This is a genomic window from Variovorax sp. S12S4 (genome assembly GCF_023195515.1).
Taxonomy (GTDB): Bacteria; Pseudomonadota; Gammaproteobacteria; order Burkholderiales; family Burkholderiaceae_C; genus Variovorax.
Window position 1 is genome coordinate 3318437 of sequence record NZ_JALPKR020000002.1, and the last position, 16378, is coordinate 3334814.

Below are 16378 nucleotides of genomic sequence, written 5' to 3' on the forward strand. Positions count from 1 at the left end.
CCCCACCCGAACTGCCCCTGAGCCCGTTGCGGCGCCTCCGCCACAAGCAGCGGCCCCCGAACCTGAACCGGAACCTGAACCCCAGCGCATGCTGCTGCACATGCCGGTCGATGTGCGCAGCGCTTCGCTGGTGGTGCTTGCGGTGCTGGCCGGCGTGTTTGCGTTGCGATGGGCTTCGGCGGTCTTCATTCCGCTGATGGTGAGCCTGCTGCTGAGCTATGCGCTCTCGCCCCTGGTGGACCGGCTGGAGCACTGGAAAGTGCCGCGCTGGATCGGCGCGACGGTGATCCTGCTGGGCCTGACCGGCGGCCTGGGCTGGACGGGCTATTCGCTGTCGGGCAGCGCCTCGGAGCTGCTCGATTCGCTGCCGGTTGCCGCGCAAAAGCTGCGGCAGGCCACGCGCAGCAACAAGAGCGCCACCGCCACGCCGCTCGACAGCGTGCAGCAGGCTGCCGCGCAGCTCGAACGCGCGGCCGAGGAAAATTCGGCCCGCGTTGCGGCCCGCAAAGGCGTGGCGCGCGTCGTCATCGAGCGGCCGGCCTTCAATGTGCGCGAGTACCTGTGGAGCGGCACCGTCGGGCTGCTGGCCGCCGCGGGGCAGTTCACGCTGGTGATCTTTCTGACCTTCTTCGCGCTGTGCTCGGGCAACACGTTCCGGCGCAAGCTGATCAAGATCACCGGCCCCAGCCTCGAAAAGAAAAAGATCACCGTGCACGTGCTGGACGACATCACGCGCAACATCGAGCGCTACCTGCTGGTGCAGATACTCACCAGCGTGCTGGTCGGTGTGGCCACGGGGCTCGCTTTCTGGAGCCTGGGGCTGGAGAACGCGGCCGTGTGGGGCATTGTTGCGGCGGTGACCAACCTCATTCCGTACATCGGTTCCGTCATCGTCATGGCCGCCGCGGGGCTGGTGGCCTTCCTTCAGTTCAACACGCTTGAAATGGGGCTGCTGGTGGCCGGCACGTCGCTGCTTATCCACACCCTGGTGGGCAACCTGCTGCTGCCGTGGCTCACCAGCCGCACCAGCCGCATGAACCCGGTGGCGGTGTTTGTCGGCGTGATCTTCTGGGGCTGGCTCTGGGGCGTTTGGGGGCTGCTGCTGGGCATTCCCATCACCATGGTGGTCAAGTCGATCTGCGACCGGGTGGAAGACCTGCAGCCGATCGGGGAGCTGCTGGGAGACTAGGCAGGTGGCGCCGCAAGGGCTTCAGCCGGGCCGGGCGCGGGCCTGGTTCAGCCTCGAGAAGCGCACGATCATCCACGGTCCGAGCAGCGCACCCAGGCCGACGGAGCTCCATGCCGCGACCCAGCCGTAGGTGCTGCCGAAGCCGAAGTGCGACTGTCCCCAGTCCAGCGCCAGGCCGAACACCCAGGGGCTCAAGGCACCGGCGCCGAAGCCCATCACCGAGCGCACGGAGTACGCCACGCCCAGGCGGTGCGGCGCCACCACGTCGGCCAGCGCGGTCGAATAGACCGACGAGTCGGCGATGGCAAGCAGGTTGTAGATGGCGGCCATCGCGGCCAGCAACCACAGCGGCCAGGTCCACATCCAGCCGAAGCTGAACGACATGCACAGGCTGGCCACCGTGGCAACCATCATGATTCGCGCACGGCCGAACCGATCGGATGCGGCGCCGCCCGCGATACTGCCGAACACGCTCACCAGGTGCGCAAGCGCGGCCAGTGCAATGCCCGCGCCTTGCCACGGCGCGCTACCGCCCGCGGACGCCACGAGGTAGGCGGGCAGCCACGCCCACAGGGCCATCAGCTCCCAGCAATGAAAGGCGTAGGCCCAGTTGCCGGCCATCGCGGGCTTGTCGCGCACCGTTTCGCGCAGCGCCTGCCAGGTGCCTTCGCGCGGCGTGCCGGCATCGGCAGGCGGTGCGGGTGGGCGCATGCGCCGCAGCGCGGGTAGGGTCAGCAATGCACCCGCCAAGGTGCAGCCAGCCGCCACGAACAGCCCGAGCCGCCAGTGCTGCACATGGCTCAACACCGCCACCACCGCGAGCGACAAGGCATAGCCCATCGACGCCGCGCCGAGAAACAGCCCCATCGCGCGGCCGCGCACGGCGGGTTGGGTGTTGCGCGCCAGGAGCTGCAGGCCGGGCGTGTACGAGGCGCCTGCGCACAGCCCCGTCAGGCCGTAGAGCAGCATGGCCGAACGATGGTCGTGCGCGAACACCGCGAAAGCCGCTGCCGCCACAGCACTGATGATGCTGCCGATGAGCAACACGCGGTGCGGTCCGAAGCGATCGGCCAGCAGGCCCACCGCGAACAGCGAGCTCATGTAGCCGATGTGCCAGGCGCTCTGGATGGAACCTGCCTGCGCGGCCGTCATGTGCCAGTCGACCATCATGAACGGCAGCACGCCGGAGTAGGCGGTGACGATCATTGCCTGCAGCAGCCGGCTCGCGCACAGCAGCGCCAGCCATCCGCGTGCGGGTGCGGCCTCAGCGCAGTGCACGTTGCATGAGCACGGTGTCGACCCACTGCCCGAACTTGAAGCCCACGTTGCGCAGCACGCCCACCATCTCGAAGCCGAGGCTTTGGTGCAGGCGCTGCGATCCGGCATTGGCGCTGTTGCCGACCACCGCCACCATCTGCGTGAAGCCGCCATCGGTGCAGCGCCCGATCACCGCCTGAAGCAGCGCCTTGCCGATGCCGCGGCCCTGCATGCCTTGCGCGATGTAGACCGAATCCTCCACCGTGTGGCGGTACGCGGACCGGCTGCGGTAGGGGCTTGCATAGGCATAGCCGGCCACCTCGCCGTCCTTCATTGCCACGAGGTAGGGCAGGCCGCGTGCAAGCACGTCGGCGCGCCGCGCTTGCATCTGCTGGACGGTGGGAACCTCTTCCTCGAAGGAGCACAGGTCGTGCAGCACGTAGTGGCTGTAGATGGCCTGCACCGCGGGCATGTGGTGCGGTTCGGCGTCGAGGATTTCCAAGGAGGTGGAGGCGAGAGTTTGTGAGGGCATGCCCCGGATCTTGACGATCCTTCATGGATAAGTGAAGCTTGGTCGGCCTATGCAAAGCATAAGGAATACTTTGGAAAAGACATTGAACCTCGACCAGCTGAAGTCCTTCGGGCTGGTCATTGAAACCGGCAGCTTCTCCGCCGCGGCCGACAGGCTCGGCCTCACGCAGCCCGCGGTAAGCCTGCAGATCCGCCAGCTGGAGCGCAAGCTGGCCGTGCGCCTGGTGGAGCGTGTGGGCCGGCAGGTCAAGGCCACGCCCGCCGGTGCGGCACTGCTGCTGCACGCCCAGCACATCGAGACCGCGGTGGAGAACGCCATCGACGCGTTGGCGGACCACACCAGCGGCGTGACGGGCCGCGTACGGCTGGGCACCGGCGCAACGGCCTGCCTTTATTTCCTGCCGGGCTTGCTGCGCGGCCTGCGTGAGCGGTTCCCGGCGCTCGGCATCGTGGTGAGCACCGGCAACACCGACGACCAGGTCCGCAAGGTGGAAGAAAACAGCATCGACCTCGCGCTGGTCACGCTGCCGGCGGCGGGCCGCTCGCTGAGCGTGGTGCCGGTGCTCGACGACGAGTTCGTCGCCATAGGCCGCGGCGATCTCGCTCCGCTGAAAGCCCGCGTGGGGCCCGCGGACCTGGCCGCGCTGCCGCTGGTGCTGTTCGAGCCCGCGGCCAACACGCGCAAGCTGGTCGACCGCTGGTTTGCCGCCGAAGGCCTGCAGCCGCAGCCCGTCATGGAGCTAGGCAGTGTCGAGGCCATGAAGGAGATGGTGGCCGCGGGGCTGGGCTACGGCATCGTGCCGCGCATGTCCATGGCGGGCCGCGGCGCCCACCCCGGGTTGAAGACAAGCCGGCTGAGCCCGGGCATGCACCGCACGCTGGCCATCGTGATCCGGCGTGACAAGCCGGTCAGCAAGGCCCTGCGCGTGGTGCTCGATGCGATTCTTGCGGCGGGCAAGAAGGGGAGTTCGGCCTTTACTCCGGCCTTTACTCCGGCCGTTATTCCGGCCGTTATTCCGGCCGTCACTCCGGCGAAAAGGCCGAAGACGTAGCACGCGCCGCGCCGCCGCGCGCGCGGCCCAGCGTGCCGACGATGAGCGCGGCAACCAGCACCAGCGCGCCGCTGAGCACCATCGCGCTCGAGATGCCGTAGTTGTCGACCGTCACGCCGCCGATCAGCGCGCCCGAGGCAATGGCCACCTGGAAGCCGCTCACCAGCAGTGCTTGTCCGGCCTCGGGTGCATCAGGCACCGCTTCCATCATCCAGCCCGTGAGCGCCACCGGAATCAGGCCGAAGGCCACGCCCCAGATGAAGACCACGACCGCGCCCGCGACAAAGCCGCTGCCGATCACCGTCGAGAGCAGCAGCGCGGTCGCCAGCATCAGCGCCGCGAGCAGGGTGGTGCCCCGCACGCTGCGTGCGACGAGGCTACCGCCCAGGAATGTGCCAATGAAGCCCACGGCGCCGTACACCAGCAGCAGCGTGGAGACGGAGTGCGGCGCCAGGCCGAACACCTGCTGCAACAGCGGCTTCAGGTAGGTATAGGCGGCGAAATGGCCGGCAATGAAGAACAGCACGGCAAGCAGGCCGACCTGCGCCATGCGGCGCGTCAACGGCGTGAGCAGGTCGCGTGCGCCGATGGCGCGCACCGGCGGTATCGCGGGCAGCAGCCACAGCTGCACCAGCAGCACGACCGCGGCAAGCGCGCCGGTCACCGCGAACGAGGCACGCCAGCCGAACAGCGTTCCAAGCAGGGAACCGGCGGGCACGCCGAGCACCGTGGCCGCGGACACGCCCGCCAGCACAAGCGACATGGCCCGCGCCTTCGAGGCTTGCGGCACCAGTTGCGTGGCTGCCGCCGGTGCAAAGGTCCAGAAGCCGCCCACGCACAGGCCCAGCATGAGCCGCGCAACCAGCATGGTGGCGAAGTTGGGCGCAAAGGCCGCCAGCAGGTTCGATGCGATCAGCAGCGTGGTGAGCGCGATCAGCACCGTGCGCCGGTCCAGGCGGCCCGAAGCGACGATGAGCCCGGGCCCTGCAAGAGCGGCAAGCACGCCTGGCATGGTGATCATGAGCCCCGCCGTGCCGTCCGACACATTGAGCCCGCGAGCGATGTCGGTCAGAAGGCCGATGGGCATGAACTCGGTCGAAACCATTGCAAAGGTGCCGACGGCAATCGAGCTGACGGCCAACCAGGCCGAACGGGTCGTCTTGACCGGCTCCGGCGACAGATCGTCGATGCAGGGGTTGCTGCTGGGTGAATTCATCATGGGAGGGTCCTGGAGTCGCACCGGCCAAAAAGGCGCGCGCCGATGCGTTGTTGCGAAAGGCTGTCCAGTGTCGAAGCGGACGGACTCTTCACAAAGGGCCTTGCCGGCAGTAGTCAGTTTCCCGGTCGCGAACAATCGCCGGTTTCAGCGCAACCTCAGGTGGCCGCCGAGCGATGCTGCAGCACCCGTCCGTCGGCGATGAAAGAGTCGCCGACCAGTACACGAAAGACCGCACCGTCGGGCAGTCGCGCGCTTGCCGTCTCTGGCGTCAGCAGCTCGACGTCGAGCGCGTGCGGCTTTCCGCGTTCGAGCTGCGCGCCGTGCGGCACGAGCCAGCGCGCGGAAAAACCTTCGTTGCCGACCACCAGCGCGCAGCGGTATTCGCCGGCCGCCAACGGCACGTCGTGCGAAGGCAGCGCCGGCGGGCGCAGCGTGAGTTCGACGGAAAGATGCGGCGTGAAGGCGCGCGCCGAATCGAAGGTCGGAGGCTGCGCTGGCGGTGCACGCCGCGGCAGCTTGCCGATGAGCCACGCGATGACGTTGCCGATGATCGGCACCCACAACACCATCAGCAGCGTGCCGATGTCGCGCGTGGTCGAGCCGGGGGTTGCGTAGTGCCGCACGACCGCGCCGCCGACGGCCACGCACAGCAGAACGGCGACGATCAGCTTGCGCCGGGACTGTATGGTGCTGCTCATGGCGGAGCGGTTGCCTGTAGGTCCATCGCATCAGCCCGTGTTCCGCAAGCCCGCCGCCACCCCGTTGATCGAAATGTGGATGCCCCGCTGCAGCCGCTCGCCGCCTTCGCCCGCGCGGTAGCGCTGCATCAGCTCGACCTGCAGGTGATGCAGCGGGTCGATGTACGGAAAGCGGTGGCGCACCGAGCGCTGCATCTCGGCATTGCCTTCGAGGCGCTGCTTTGCGCCGGTGATCAGCGTGAGCGCGTCGGAGGTGCGATGCCATTCGGTGTCGATCATCGAGAACACCTTCTGGCGCAGCTTGCGGTCGCCTACCAGCTCGGCATAGCGCGAAGCCAAGGCGAGATCGCTCTTGGCAAGCACCATGTCCATGTTGGAGAGCAGGGTGCGAAAGAACGGCCATTGCGCATACATGCGGCGCAGCAGCGCCACGCGCTCCTTGCGCGCGGCCGGCGTGCCGGCCGACGCGAGGAACTGCTCCACGCCCGAGCCGAAGCCGAACCAGCCCGGTATGGTGAGCCGGCACTGGCCCCAGCTGAAGCTCCACGGCACGGCGCGCAGGTCGTCGATCTTGTGGCTCGGGTTGCGCGATGCGGGGCGCGAGCCGATGTTGAGTTCGGCAATTTCGCGGATGGGCGTGGAGCCGAAGAAGTAGTCGCCGAAGCCCGGGGTTTCGTAGACCAGCTTGCGGTACGCCGCCATGCTCGCGGTCGACAGCTCCGCCGCCGCCGAAAGAAAGGTGGCGGGTGCCGACTTGCCCTGCGGCAGCAGCGTGGCTTCGAGCGTGGCGGCCACCAGTGTCTCGAGGTTGCGCCGGCCGATCTCGCGGTTGGCGTATTTGGAGCCGATGACTTCGCCCTGTTCGGTCAGGCGGATCTGGCCACGCACCGTGCCCGGCGGCTGCGCGAGGATGGCCTGGTAGCTCGGGCCGCCGCCGCGTCCCACCGTGCCGCCTCGGCCATGGAACATGCGCAGGCGGATGGGGTTGGTCTTCTTTTTCTTGTTGAGCTCGTCGAACAGCGACACCAGCGCAATGCCGGCGCGGTAGAGCTCCCAGTTGCTGGTGAAGATGCCGCCGTCCTTGTTGCTGTCGCTGTAGCCGAGCATCACGTCCTGCTCAGCGCCGGAGCGTTCGATCAGCTCTGCAATGCCGGGCAGGGCGTAGAAGGCGCGAACGATGGGGGCGGCATTGCGCAGGTCTTCGATGGTTTCGAACAGCGGCACCACGATCAGGTCGCAGGTTGCATTGCTGTTCATTGCACCGCGCAGCAGGCCCACTTCCTTTTGCAGCAGCAAGGCTTCGAGCAGGTCGCTCACCGTTTCGGTGTGGCTGATGATGTAGTGGCGAATGGCCGCCGCGCCGTAGCGGGCACGCGCAGTGCGGGCGGCCGCGAAGATCGCGAGTTCGCTCTGTGCGAGCGGCGAATATTCGGCATCGGGCACGCGCAGCGGACGTGCATCGTCGAGCAGCTTGAGCAGCAATTGCTGCTTGGCTTCTTCGGCCAGCGACGCATACGAGGGCTCGATGCGCGCGGTGGCCAGCAGTTCGGCAATCACGGCCTCGTGCTTGTCGGAGCTTTGGCGCAGGTCGACAGTGGCCAGGTGAAAACCGAACACCTCGACCGCGCGGATCAACGGCCGCAGGCGCGGCGCGGCCAGCACGCTGCCGTGCTTTTCGTTGAGCGACTCTTCCACGGTGCGAAGGTCGGCCAGGAATTCTTCGGCCGCGGTGTAGGGGTTTTGCGGCGGCACCGCGTGGCGTGCCGCCTCGCCGCCGGTCAGGTCGCGCAGCGTGGCCGCAAGGCGTGCATACACGCCGGTGAGTGCGCGGCGGTAAGGCTCGTCCTTGCGGTGCTCGCTGGTGTCGGGCGAACGCTCGGCCAGCGCCTGCATTTCGACCGATACATCCACCAGCGTGGCCGAAAGCGAGAGCTCTCCGCCCAGGTAGTGCACCTCGGTCAGGTAGTGGCGCAGCGCCAACTCGGCCTGCCGGCGCAATGCGTACTCGAGCGTTTCGGCCGTGACGTTCGGGTTGCCGTCGCGGTCCCCGCCGATCCATTGGCCCATGCGCAGGAAGGGTGCCACCGAGGGCACCACGCCGTTCTGGCCCAGTGTCTTTTCCAGGTCGGCATAGACGCGCGGAATCTCGCGAAGGAAGGTGGCTTCGTAATAGCTCAGCGCGTTTTCGATTTCGTCGGCCACGGTGAGCTTGGAGAAGCGCAGCAGGCGCGTCTGCCAGATCTGCGTGACGCGGATGCGCATCTGTGTTTCGTTCTCGGCAAACTCGAGCGGCGTGAGCGCGTCCTTGCCGCCTGCGTAAGCGCTCTGGCGAAGCTTGATCTCGTCGCGCGTGGTGAGCAGCTGCGCAATGGCGCGCTCGGCGTCGAGGATGCTCTTGCGCTGCACTTCGGTCGGGTGCGCGGTGAGCACCGGCGACACGTAGCTGTGCGCGAGGGAGGCGACCACTTCGTCGGGCTTGACGCCGGCCTTGCGGATGCGTGCAAGAGCGGTCTGCAGGTCGCCGTCGGCGCTCTCGCCGGCACGCTCGGCCTCGGTGCGGCGGCGAATCAGGTGCCGGTCTTCCGCCAGGTTGGCCAGGTGGCTGAAGTAGGTGAAGGCGCGAATCACGCGCACTGTTTCGGCCGCGCTCAGGCCCTTGAGCAGGTTCTTGAGTGCGCGGTCGGCCGCATGGTCCGCGTCACGCCTGAAAGCCACCGAGAGCGTTCGGATCTTCTCGACCAGCGCGTAGCTTTCTTCGCCCTCCTGCTCGCGGATGACGTCGCCGAGGATGCGGCCCAACAGCCGGATGTCGTCGATCAGTGGCTGGTCTTCGGCTTGCCGGCGCTTGGCGGGCGCAGGAGTCTTGCTGGCTTTCATTCGATGTTTTTCCTGGACTAGAAAGGAGACGTCGCCTGCGTTGCTGCGGCGCAACATGCTAGCATTCCGGCGGTCTGAAACATGTACTTTTTGGGAGCGATCTTGAGCAACATCGTGATCGCCACGCGCGAAAGCCGGCTGGCCCTGTGGCAAGCCGAACACGTGCAAGCGCTGCTGCAAGAAAGAGGCCACACGGTCAGCTTGCTGGGAATGACCACGCGGGGCGACCAGATCCTCGACAAGTCGCTCAGCAAGGTGGGCGGCAAGGGCCTCTTCGTGAAAGAACTCGAACTCGCCCTGGAAGAAGGCCGCGCCGACATCGCGGTTCATTCCCTCAAGGACGTGCCGATGGATTTGCCCGAGGGCTTTGTCCTGGCCTGCGTGCTCGAACGCGAAGACCCGCGCGACGCGCTGGTGTCGCCCCGCTACGCCTCGCTGGACGAACTGCCGCAGGGCGCAGTCGTCGGTACCTCCAGCCTGCGGCGCGTGGTGCTGCTGCGAGCCATGCGGCCCGACCTGCGCATCGAGCCGCTGCGGGGCAACCTCGACACCCGCCTTCGCAAGCTCGACGAAGGCCAGTACGACGCCATCGTGCTCGCTGCAGCCGGGCTCAAGCGGCTTGGCCTTGAATCGCGCATCCGGGTTGCGTTCGATCCCGACATCATGCTGCCGGCCGCAGGGCAGGGTGCGCTCGGCATCGAGGTGCGGGCCGACCGCGCCGACCTGATTGCATTGCTCGCGCCGCTGTCGTACCGCAGCGACTGGCTGGCCACCGCCGCCGAGCGCGCGGTGAGCCGATCGATGGGTGGCAGCTGCTCGATGCCGCTGGCCGCGCACGCGCGCTGGCAGGCCGACGGCACGCTGCGCATCGATGCGGCCTGGGGCGATCCGGAAGGCAACGCCGCGCTGGTGCGGATTCACGCCCAGGCCGAAACGGCCGATTTCGCGCAGGCAGGCGCGCTCGGCGAACGGGCCGCAGACCTGCTGCGCGGCGCAGGCGCGCACTGAGCGCAGACCAAAGACAGATGGCCGCCAAGCCCGTCATCGTCACGCGGCCGGCGCGCGAGGCCGCGCAGTGGGTGGACGACTTTCGCGCCGCAGGGCTGGTTGCTGCGGCACTGCCGTTGATCGTGATCGAACCGGCCGCCGACGCTGAACCCCTGCGGACCGCCTGGCGGCGAATTTCGGACTACGCCGCGCTGATGTTCGTGAGCGCGGCTGCAGTGGAGCACTTTTTTTCCTATGCCGAGAAGAATGCCATTGCGGCGGGTCCGCGCTTCTGGGCCACCGGCCCCGGCACGGCGCGCGCCCTTCGGCGCGCCGGCGTGCCCGACGAAGCCATCGACGCACCGCCGCCCGATGCATCGAGCTTCGACTCCGAAGCCTTGTGGGAGCGCGTGAAAGGCCAAGTTTCGGCGGGCGTGCGGGTGCTCATCGTCCGCGGCGGCGACGCGGCGGGAAACCCGAAGGGGCGCGACTGGCTCGCCAATGAAATCGATGCCGCGCGTGGATTGCGCGACACGGTGGTCGCCTACCGCCGCCTGTCGCCCTCATTCGGCGACGAGGAGCGCGCACTCGCACTCGATGGTGCAGAAGGGCGCGCGGTCTGGCTGTTCAGCAGCTCCGAGGCCATCGCCAATTTGCAAGTGGCAATGCCCACGACCGGCTGGCAGGCAGCCAGCGCCGTGGCCACGCACGCACGCATCGGCGAGGCCGCGCGCGCCGCGGGATTCGGATCGGTGCGCGTGTGCAGTCCCCAGCGTGAGGCGTTGATCGCGTCGATAGAATCCTTCTCATGAGTGCCGCGTCTCCGTCCGACGACTTCTCCCCCCCAACTGCCGCCGCGCCGGTGCCCGCAACGCTCGTGGCGCCGCAGTCGCCAGAGGCGCTGGCGGCCGCCGCAACAACGCTCTCCCGTATCGGCTTGGGCCTGCTGGCCCTCGTGTCGCTCGCGGCACTGGCCATTGCGATTGCGCTCTGGCAGAAGGTGAGCGGCATGCAGGAGCAGCTGGCGCGCCAGAGCGCGGATGCGCAGGCCCAGTCGCTCGAGGCGCGCACGCTCGCGCGGCAGGCCATGGATACCGTGCGCGACACCGCAGCGCGCGCCGCCCTTACCGAAACCCGTGTGGCCGAAGTTGCGCTGCAGCGCTCGCAACTCGAAGAACTCATGCAAAGCCTCTCGCGTTCGCGCGACGAGAACCTGGTGGTCGACATCGAATCGGCCGTGCGCCTGGCGCTGCAGCAGGCCCAGGTCACCGGCAGCGTGGAGCCCTTGCTGGCAGCGCTCAAGTCGGGCGACCTGCGTATCGCGCGCGCCGCGCAGCCCAGGCTTGCGCCGCTGCAGCGCGCCATGCAACGCGATGCCGACCGCCTGCGCAGCAGCGCCAGCGCCGACAGCGGCGAGGCGCTGCAGAAACTCGACGAACTGATGCGCAGCGTGGACGACCTGCCGCCGCTCAATGCCGTGGCCACGCGCGGCTCCGGCGTCAACGCCTGGCAGCCAGAGCCCATTCCGGCCGATGCGGCCTGGTGGGAGCGGGCGCTGCTGACCGTGCGTGCCGAACTGCGGTCGCTGGTGCGCGTCGGCCGCATCGAGCGCCCCGAAGCCGTGCTGCTGGCGCCCGACCAGACCTACTTCCTGCGCGAGAACCTCAAGCTCAAGCTGCTCAACGCAAGGCTTTCCCTGCTGTCCCGGCAGGTGGATTCCGCGCGCAGCGAGCTCGCCACGGTGTCCGCATCGCTGAACCGCTATTTCGATCCCGCGTCGCGGCGCACGCAAGCAGCCGCCACGCTGCTGCAGCAGCTCCAGGCACAGGTGAAGACCTCCGAACCCCCGCGCATCGACGACACCTTGGCCGCTCTCGCAACGGCAGCGGCGGGGCGCTGACATGAGAGCAGCCCTCTGGCTTCTGGCGCTGTTCGCCATTGCCGCGGCGGTGGCGCTGTTCGCCGGCAACAACCAGGGCACGATCACCGTGTTCTGGCCGCCATGGCGCGTGGACCTTTCGCTGAACCTGGTGCTGGTGATCCTGCTGGGCGCCTTCGCTCTGCTGCACCTTGCGCTACGTGGCCTGGCGGCGCTGTTCTCTCTTCCGACCCAGGCACGCCAGTGGCGGCTGCAGCAGAAGGAACGCACGCTGCATTCGGCCTTGCTCGACGCCATGGTGCAGTTGCTCTCAGGCCGCTTCTCGCGCGCGCGCAAGGCCGCGCAAGCCGCGCTGGTGCAAGAGAAAACTCTGGCAGCGCTGGGCGCCAACCTGCCGCAGGCGCAGCAGGTCCGCGTGATCTCGCATCTGCTGGCCGCCGAGAGCGCACAGGCATTGCAAGACCGGCCCGCGCGCGATGCCCATCTGCAGCAAGCCCTCAATGAAAGCGTCGACCGGACCGTGCTGGCAAGCCCCGAGACGCGCGAAGGCGTGCAGCTGCGCGCCGCGCGCTGGGCGCTCGAAGACCGCGATCCAGCGGGCGCACTGGCCCGGCTCGAAGAGCTTCCGCAAGGCGTGCAGCGCCGAACGCTTGCGCTGCGCATTCGCCTGAAAGCGGCCCGCCAGGACCGGCGCACGCTCGAAGCGCTGGAAACCGCGCGCCTGCTTGCCAAGCACCGCGCTTTTTCCGACGCCGCTGCGCAGAGCATCGTGCGGGGCCTGGCCACCGAACTGCTGGGCGGCGCGCACGACCCGGCGCAATTGCTCCGCGCCTGGGGCGAGCTCGACGCCGCCGAGCGCGAAATGCCAGAGGTGGCGATTCATGCCGCCCAGCGCATGGTGGCCCTGCGCGGCGACCTTGCCTTGGCACGGGGCTGGCTGCTGCCGGCCTGGGAGCGCATGGTGTCGCAGCCGCGCGGCCTCGGCGATGCGTTGCGCGTCAGGTTGGCGCGCGCGCTCGAGGCGGGGCTCGATTCGGTGGACGCCGATTGGCTCGCCCGCATCGAGACGGCGCAACGCAACAACCCGAGCGACCCCAATCTGCAATACCTGGCCGGCATGGCGTGCATGAAGCGGCAGCTGTGGGGCAAGGCCCAGCAGCTGCTCATGCAGGCCGGCATGGGCTTGCAGGACACGGACCTTTATCGCCGTGCATGGCTCGCGCTGGCCGAACTGGCCGAGGCGCGTGGAGACGCGGAGCAGGCCGCTGCCGCGTGGAAGCGCGCGGCCCAGGCGGAGAAGGCCTGAGCATTCGGCTGCGACGTTGCTGCGGGTCGCTGTTGCCGGCAGGCATCTCTTCGTTTCCCCATAAAAAAACGGCGCCAATCGGCGCCGTTTTTTATTGCGTCAGGCCCGAGGGCCTGATGAGCATCTTCAGTTCACGCCTTGCGCGTCGGTCGAGGCCTTCTCGAAAGGCAGCGTCATTGCGCTGAGCTCGCGGCGGGTTTCGACCAGCACCAGCGGACCTTCATCGAGCGTGATCGCGGGCGGGCGTTCGCGCGGCACATGCACCGGCTTCGGCTCGGCCGCGATGGCGGCGCGGGCCTGTGCAATGCGCTCTGCATCGGAGTTGACCCACTGCAGACCCGAGCGCTCGGCGATTTGCGCGAGTTCGTTCAGCGGCAGTTCGAAGGGCTGAACCTTAGGCAGGGCACGGCCGTTGGCGGCGGGCTTGCTGCTGCTCTTTTCGACGGCAATCGGTGCCGCGACGGGAGCGGGAGCGAAGCTTGCCACCGGTGCAACTGCTTCCACAGGCGCAACGGCTTGCACAGGTGCCACCGGAGCGGCAACCGATGCAGGCGCCGCTGCAGGACGGTCGAAGTAGCTCCGCGGTGCTGCGGGTGCACGCGATTCTTCTTCGGGCATTGCAGCGCGGGCTTCGTTCGGCTCGGCCACGGCGTTGTCGGCCGATGCGCCAGCCACGTTGGCTTCGCTTTCGTCGCGCGGACCGCGTTCACGGCGGTCGCGGCCGTAACGGTCGCGCGAACGGCCGCGGCGCTCGTCGCCTTCACGGCGCGGTGCCTGATCGTTGGCATCGGTTTCGCCTTCAGCGCCCGGAGCGACGGCAGTTGCCTCGTCGGCGGGTGCCTGTGCTTCGCCGTTGGCAAAGCGCGGCTGGCCTTCATTGCGGCGCTCACGGCGGCCGTCGTTGCGCTCGCCACGCTGGCCACGCTCTTCACGGCCATTGCGCGGTGCGCGCTCGGCTTGCGAGCCGTCCTGCGGAGCGACGTTGTTGTCGTCGCCGGACGCTTCGCGCGGTGCGTCGGTGCCATTGCGCTGTTCGTTGCGCTCACCGCGTTCGCCACGGTCCGCACGTTCGCCGCGCTCACCGCCACGTTCACGGCGTTCGCCGCGGGCGCGAGGCGCGCGTTCTGCCGGGGCATTGCCTTCGTCGCCGGCGGGCGCGAGTTGCTGCGCTTCGAGGTTGCCGTCGATCAGCTCGGCCGATGCGGGCCGTGCTTCGCGGCCTTCGCCTTCGCGGCGCTCGCCGCGGCCACCGCGGCGCTGTTCGCCTTCGCGCGGACCGCGTGCTTCACGGGGTTCGCGCTGTTCGCGGGGCTCGCGCTGTTCACGCGGTTCGCGTTGCTCGCGCGGCAGTGCGGCTTCGTTGCGCTGTTCGCCGCTGCGGCCTTCGCGGCCTTCACCACGGCGCTCGCCACCGCGACCGCCGCGGCGTTCGCCGTCGCGGCCGCCGGAACGGCCGCCGTTTTCGCTGCGGCCTTCGCCGCCGCGGCCACCGCGGCGCTGCTCGCCGTCGCGGGCGCCGCGTGCTTCGCCGTCACGGCCGGAACGGCCGCCATCACGGCGCGCGGGCTTCGGCGCTTCCACGGGAATCACGGCAGGTGCGGGCGCCGGTGCCGGCGTGCCGCCGAACCAGCTCTTGATGCGAGCGAAGAAGCCCATTTCGGCCGGTGCGGGTGCGCTTGCCACGGGCGGTGCAACCGGCGCCGGAGCAACGGCGGGCGTGCGCACGGCTTCGGGCCTGGGCGGCACCACGGGTGCCGGTGCGTCGGGCAGCACGCCCTTGATGACCGGCGTCTGCTTGTTGGTCGGTTCCTGCGAACGGCGCGTGACGGCCGTCGGGTCTTCGATCTCGTCAGCCATCTTGTAGCTGGCTTCGATGTGGTCGAGGCGCGGATCGTCGTGCTTCAGGCGTTCGAGCTTGTAGTTCGGCGTTTCGAGCGTCTTGTTGGGCACCATCAGCACGGTGACGCGCTGCTTGAGCTCGATCTTGGCGATTTCAGGGCGCTTTTCGTTCAGCAGGAACGACGCCACTTCGACCGGCACTTGCACATGCACTGCGGCCGTGTTGTCCTTCAGGCACTCTTCCTGGATGACGCGCAGGATCTGCAGCGCGCTCGATTCGGTGTCGCGGATGTGGCCCGAGCCGCCGCAGCGGGGGCAGGGGATCGACGAACCTTCGCTGAGCGCCGGCTTCAGGCGCTGGCGGCTCATTTCCATCAGGCCGAACTTGCTGATGGAGCCGAACTGCACGCGGGCGCGGTCTTGCCGGAGCGCGTCGCGCAGGCGGCTTTCGACTTCGCGGCGGTTCTTCGACTCGTCCATGTCGATGAAGTCGATGACGATCAGGCCGCCCAGGTCGCGCAGGCGCATCTGGCGGGCCACTTCGTCGGCGGCTTCGAGGTTGGTGCGGGTGGCGGTTTCTTCGATGTCGCCGCCCTTGATGGCGCGGGCCGAGTTCACGTCGACCGAGACCAGCGCCTCGGTGTGGTCGATCACGATGGCGCCGCCCGAGGGCAGCTGCACGGTGCGGGCGTAGGCCGATTCGATCTGGTGCTCGATCTGGAAGCGGCTGAACAGCGCCGCGTCGTCGCGGTACCGCTTCACGCGGGCGGCATGCTCGGGCATGACGTGCGCCATGAACTGCTGCGCCTGGTCGTAGATGTCGTCGGTGTCGATCAGGATGTCGCCGATGTCGTGATTGAAATAGTCACGAATGGCGCGAATGACGAGCGACGATTCCTGATAGATCAGGAAGGCGCCCTTGCCGCCCTTGGCCGCGCCGTCGATGGCCGTCCAGAGCTTGAGCAGGTAGTTCAGGTCCCACTGGAGTTCGGGCGCCGAGCGGCCGATGCCGGCGGTGCGCGCGATGATGCTCATGCCCTTGGGGTACTCGAGCTGGTCCATCGCCTCCTTGAGTTCGGCGCGGTCGTCGCCCTCGATGCGCCGGCTCACGCCGCCGCCGCGCGGGTTGTTGGGCATCAGCACCACATAGCGGCCGGCCAGCGAGATGAAGGTGGTGAGGGCTGCGCCCTTGTTGCCGCGTTCTTCCTTTTCGACCTGGACGACCAGTTCCTGGCCTTCCTTGATGACGTCCTGGATGCGTGCCTGGTTGGCGGAAACGCCTTCGGCGAAGTATTGCTTGGAGATTTCCTTGAACGGCAGGAAGCCGTGGCGGTCTTCACCGTAATCGACGAAACAGGCTTCGAGCGAGGGCTCGACGCGCGTGACAACAGCCTTGTAGATGTTGCCCTTGCGCTGTTCGCGCCCTTCGATCTCGATTTCGTAGTCGAGGAGCTTTTGCCCGTCGACGATGGCCAGGCGGCGTTCTTCGGCCTGCGTGGCATTGATCAGCATCCGCTTCATGATGCGTTGTCCTTATATGTATC

General features: G+C 68.1%; 12 protein-coding genes. 6 read left to right on the forward strand and 6 right to left on the reverse strand.

Annotation, left to right across the window (positions count from 1 at the left end; translation table 11 throughout):
* Positions 1-88: 88 nt before the first annotated feature.
* On the forward strand, positions 89-1189 hold the full coding sequence (locus M0765_RS16355) for an AI-2E family transporter (RefSeq protein WP_258504705.1): 1101 nt from the start codon (positions 89-91) through the stop codon (positions 1187-1189).
* Positions 1190-1210: 21 nt separating this feature from the next.
* Here M0765_RS16355 and M0765_RS16360 read toward each other — a convergent pair whose 3' ends face one another.
* Positions 1211-2467 carry an MFS transporter gene (locus tag M0765_RS16360; RefSeq protein WP_258504706.1) on the reverse strand — a complete coding sequence of 419 codons (1257 nt, stop codon included), beginning with the start codon at positions 2465-2467 and terminating at the stop codon, positions 1211-1213.
* The gene (locus M0765_RS16365; RefSeq protein ID WP_258504708.1) at positions 2454-2978 is read right to left on the reverse strand and encodes a GNAT family N-acetyltransferase; all 525 of its coding nucleotides are present in this window, start codon (positions 2976-2978) and stop codon (positions 2454-2456) included. Before M0765_RS16365 ends, M0765_RS16360 begins: the two co-directional genes overlap by 14 nt.
* A 49-nt stretch (positions 2979-3027) precedes the next feature.
* Here M0765_RS16365 and M0765_RS16370 point away from each other — a divergent pair, with 49 nt between their 5' ends.
* Entirely contained in the window at positions 3028-4029 is a 1002-nt protein-coding gene (locus tag M0765_RS16370) for a LysR family transcriptional regulator (protein ID WP_258504710.1), read from the forward strand.
* On the opposite strand, the gene M0765_RS16375 is transcribed toward M0765_RS16370, so the two are convergent.
* The 3 genes from M0765_RS16375 to ppc all read right to left on the reverse strand — a co-directional run bounded on the left by M0765_RS16375 (position 4001) and on the right by ppc (position 8823).
* Positions 4001-5248: an MFS transporter gene (locus M0765_RS16375; protein ID WP_258504711.1), complete on the reverse strand. Its 1248-nt coding sequence runs from the start codon at positions 5246-5248 to the stop codon at positions 4001-4003. The genes M0765_RS16370 and M0765_RS16375 overlap by 29 nt on opposite strands.
* 155 nt (positions 5249-5403) lie before the next feature.
* Complete coding sequence (locus M0765_RS16380; RefSeq protein WP_258504713.1) at positions 5404-5946, reverse strand: hypothetical protein; 543 nt, start codon at positions 5944-5946, stop codon at positions 5404-5406.
* Between the two features lie 30 nt (positions 5947-5976).
* The gene (ppc, locus tag M0765_RS16385) at positions 5977-8823 is read right to left on the reverse strand and encodes a phosphoenolpyruvate carboxylase (RefSeq protein WP_258504715.1); all 2847 of its coding nucleotides are present in this window, start codon (positions 8821-8823) and stop codon (positions 5977-5979) included.
* 81 nt (positions 8824-8904) lie between these two features.
* Between ppc and hemC the strand changes: the two genes are divergently transcribed.
* The 4 genes from hemC to M0765_RS16405 are packed head-to-tail and all read left to right on the forward strand — an operon-like array spanning position 8905 to position 12995.
* The gene (gene hemC / locus M0765_RS16390) at positions 8905-9831 is read left to right on the forward strand and encodes a hydroxymethylbilane synthase (protein ID WP_258504717.1); all 927 of its coding nucleotides are present in this window, start codon (positions 8905-8907) and stop codon (positions 9829-9831) included.
* 17 nt (positions 9832-9848) lie between these two features.
* Positions 9849-10622, forward strand: coding sequence for a uroporphyrinogen-III synthase (locus tag M0765_RS16395; protein WP_258504718.1), 774 nt, complete (start codon positions 9849-9851; stop codon positions 10620-10622).
* Positions 10619-11710: a uroporphyrinogen-III C-methyltransferase gene (locus M0765_RS16400; protein WP_258504720.1), complete on the forward strand. Its 1092-nt coding sequence runs from the start codon at positions 10619-10621 to the stop codon at positions 11708-11710. Before M0765_RS16395 ends, M0765_RS16400 begins: the two co-directional genes overlap by 4 nt.
* 1 nt (position 11711) lies before the next feature.
* Positions 11712-12995 (forward strand): heme biosynthesis protein HemY, encoded by a 1284-nt coding sequence (locus tag M0765_RS16405; RefSeq protein WP_258504722.1) that lies wholly within the window; start codon positions 11712-11714, stop codon positions 12993-12995.
* Between the two features lie 126 nt (positions 12996-13121).
* Here the strand turns inward: M0765_RS16405 and M0765_RS16410 are convergent, their stop codons facing one another.
* Entirely contained in the window at positions 13122-16355 is a 3234-nt protein-coding gene (locus M0765_RS16410) for an Rne/Rng family ribonuclease (RefSeq protein ID WP_258504724.1), read from the reverse strand.
* Positions 16356-16378 lie beyond the last annotated feature (23 nt).

Coding starts and splice junctions, on each gene's coding strand:
- M0765_RS16355 (WP_258504705.1), top strand. CDS start 89: ATGCTGCTGCACATGCCGGTCGATGTGCGCAGCGCTTCGCTGGTGGTG.
- M0765_RS16365 (WP_258504708.1), bottom strand. CDS start 2,978: ATGCCCTCACAAACTCTCGCCTCCACCTCCTTGGAAATCCTCGACGCC.
- M0765_RS16370 (WP_258504710.1), top strand. CDS start 3,028: ATGCAAAGCATAAGGAATACTTTGGAAAAGACATTGAACCTCGACCAG.
- M0765_RS16375 (WP_258504711.1), bottom strand. CDS start 5,248: ATGATGAATTCACCCAGCAGCAACCCCTGCATCGACGATCTGTCGCCG.
- M0765_RS16380 (WP_258504713.1), bottom strand. CDS start 5,946: ATGAGCAGCACCATACAGTCCCGGCGCAAGCTGATCGTCGCCGTTCTG.
- ppc (WP_258504715.1), bottom strand. CDS start 8,823: ATGAAAGCCAGCAAGACTCCTGCGCCCGCCAAGCGCCGGCAAGCCGAA.
- hemC (WP_258504717.1), top strand. CDS start 8,905: ATGTACTTTTTGGGAGCGATCTTGAGCAACATCGTGATCGCCACGCGC.
- M0765_RS16395 (WP_258504718.1), top strand. CDS start 9,849: ATGGCCGCCAAGCCCGTCATCGTCACGCGGCCGGCGCGCGAGGCCGCG.
- M0765_RS16400 (WP_258504720.1), top strand. CDS start 10,619: ATGAGTGCCGCGTCTCCGTCCGACGACTTCTCCCCCCCAACTGCCGCC.
- M0765_RS16405 (WP_258504722.1), top strand. CDS start 11,712: ATGAGAGCAGCCCTCTGGCTTCTGGCGCTGTTCGCCATTGCCGCGGCG.
- M0765_RS16410 (WP_258504724.1), bottom strand. CDS start 16,355: ATGAAGCGGATGCTGATCAATGCCACGCAGGCCGAAGAACGCCGCCTG.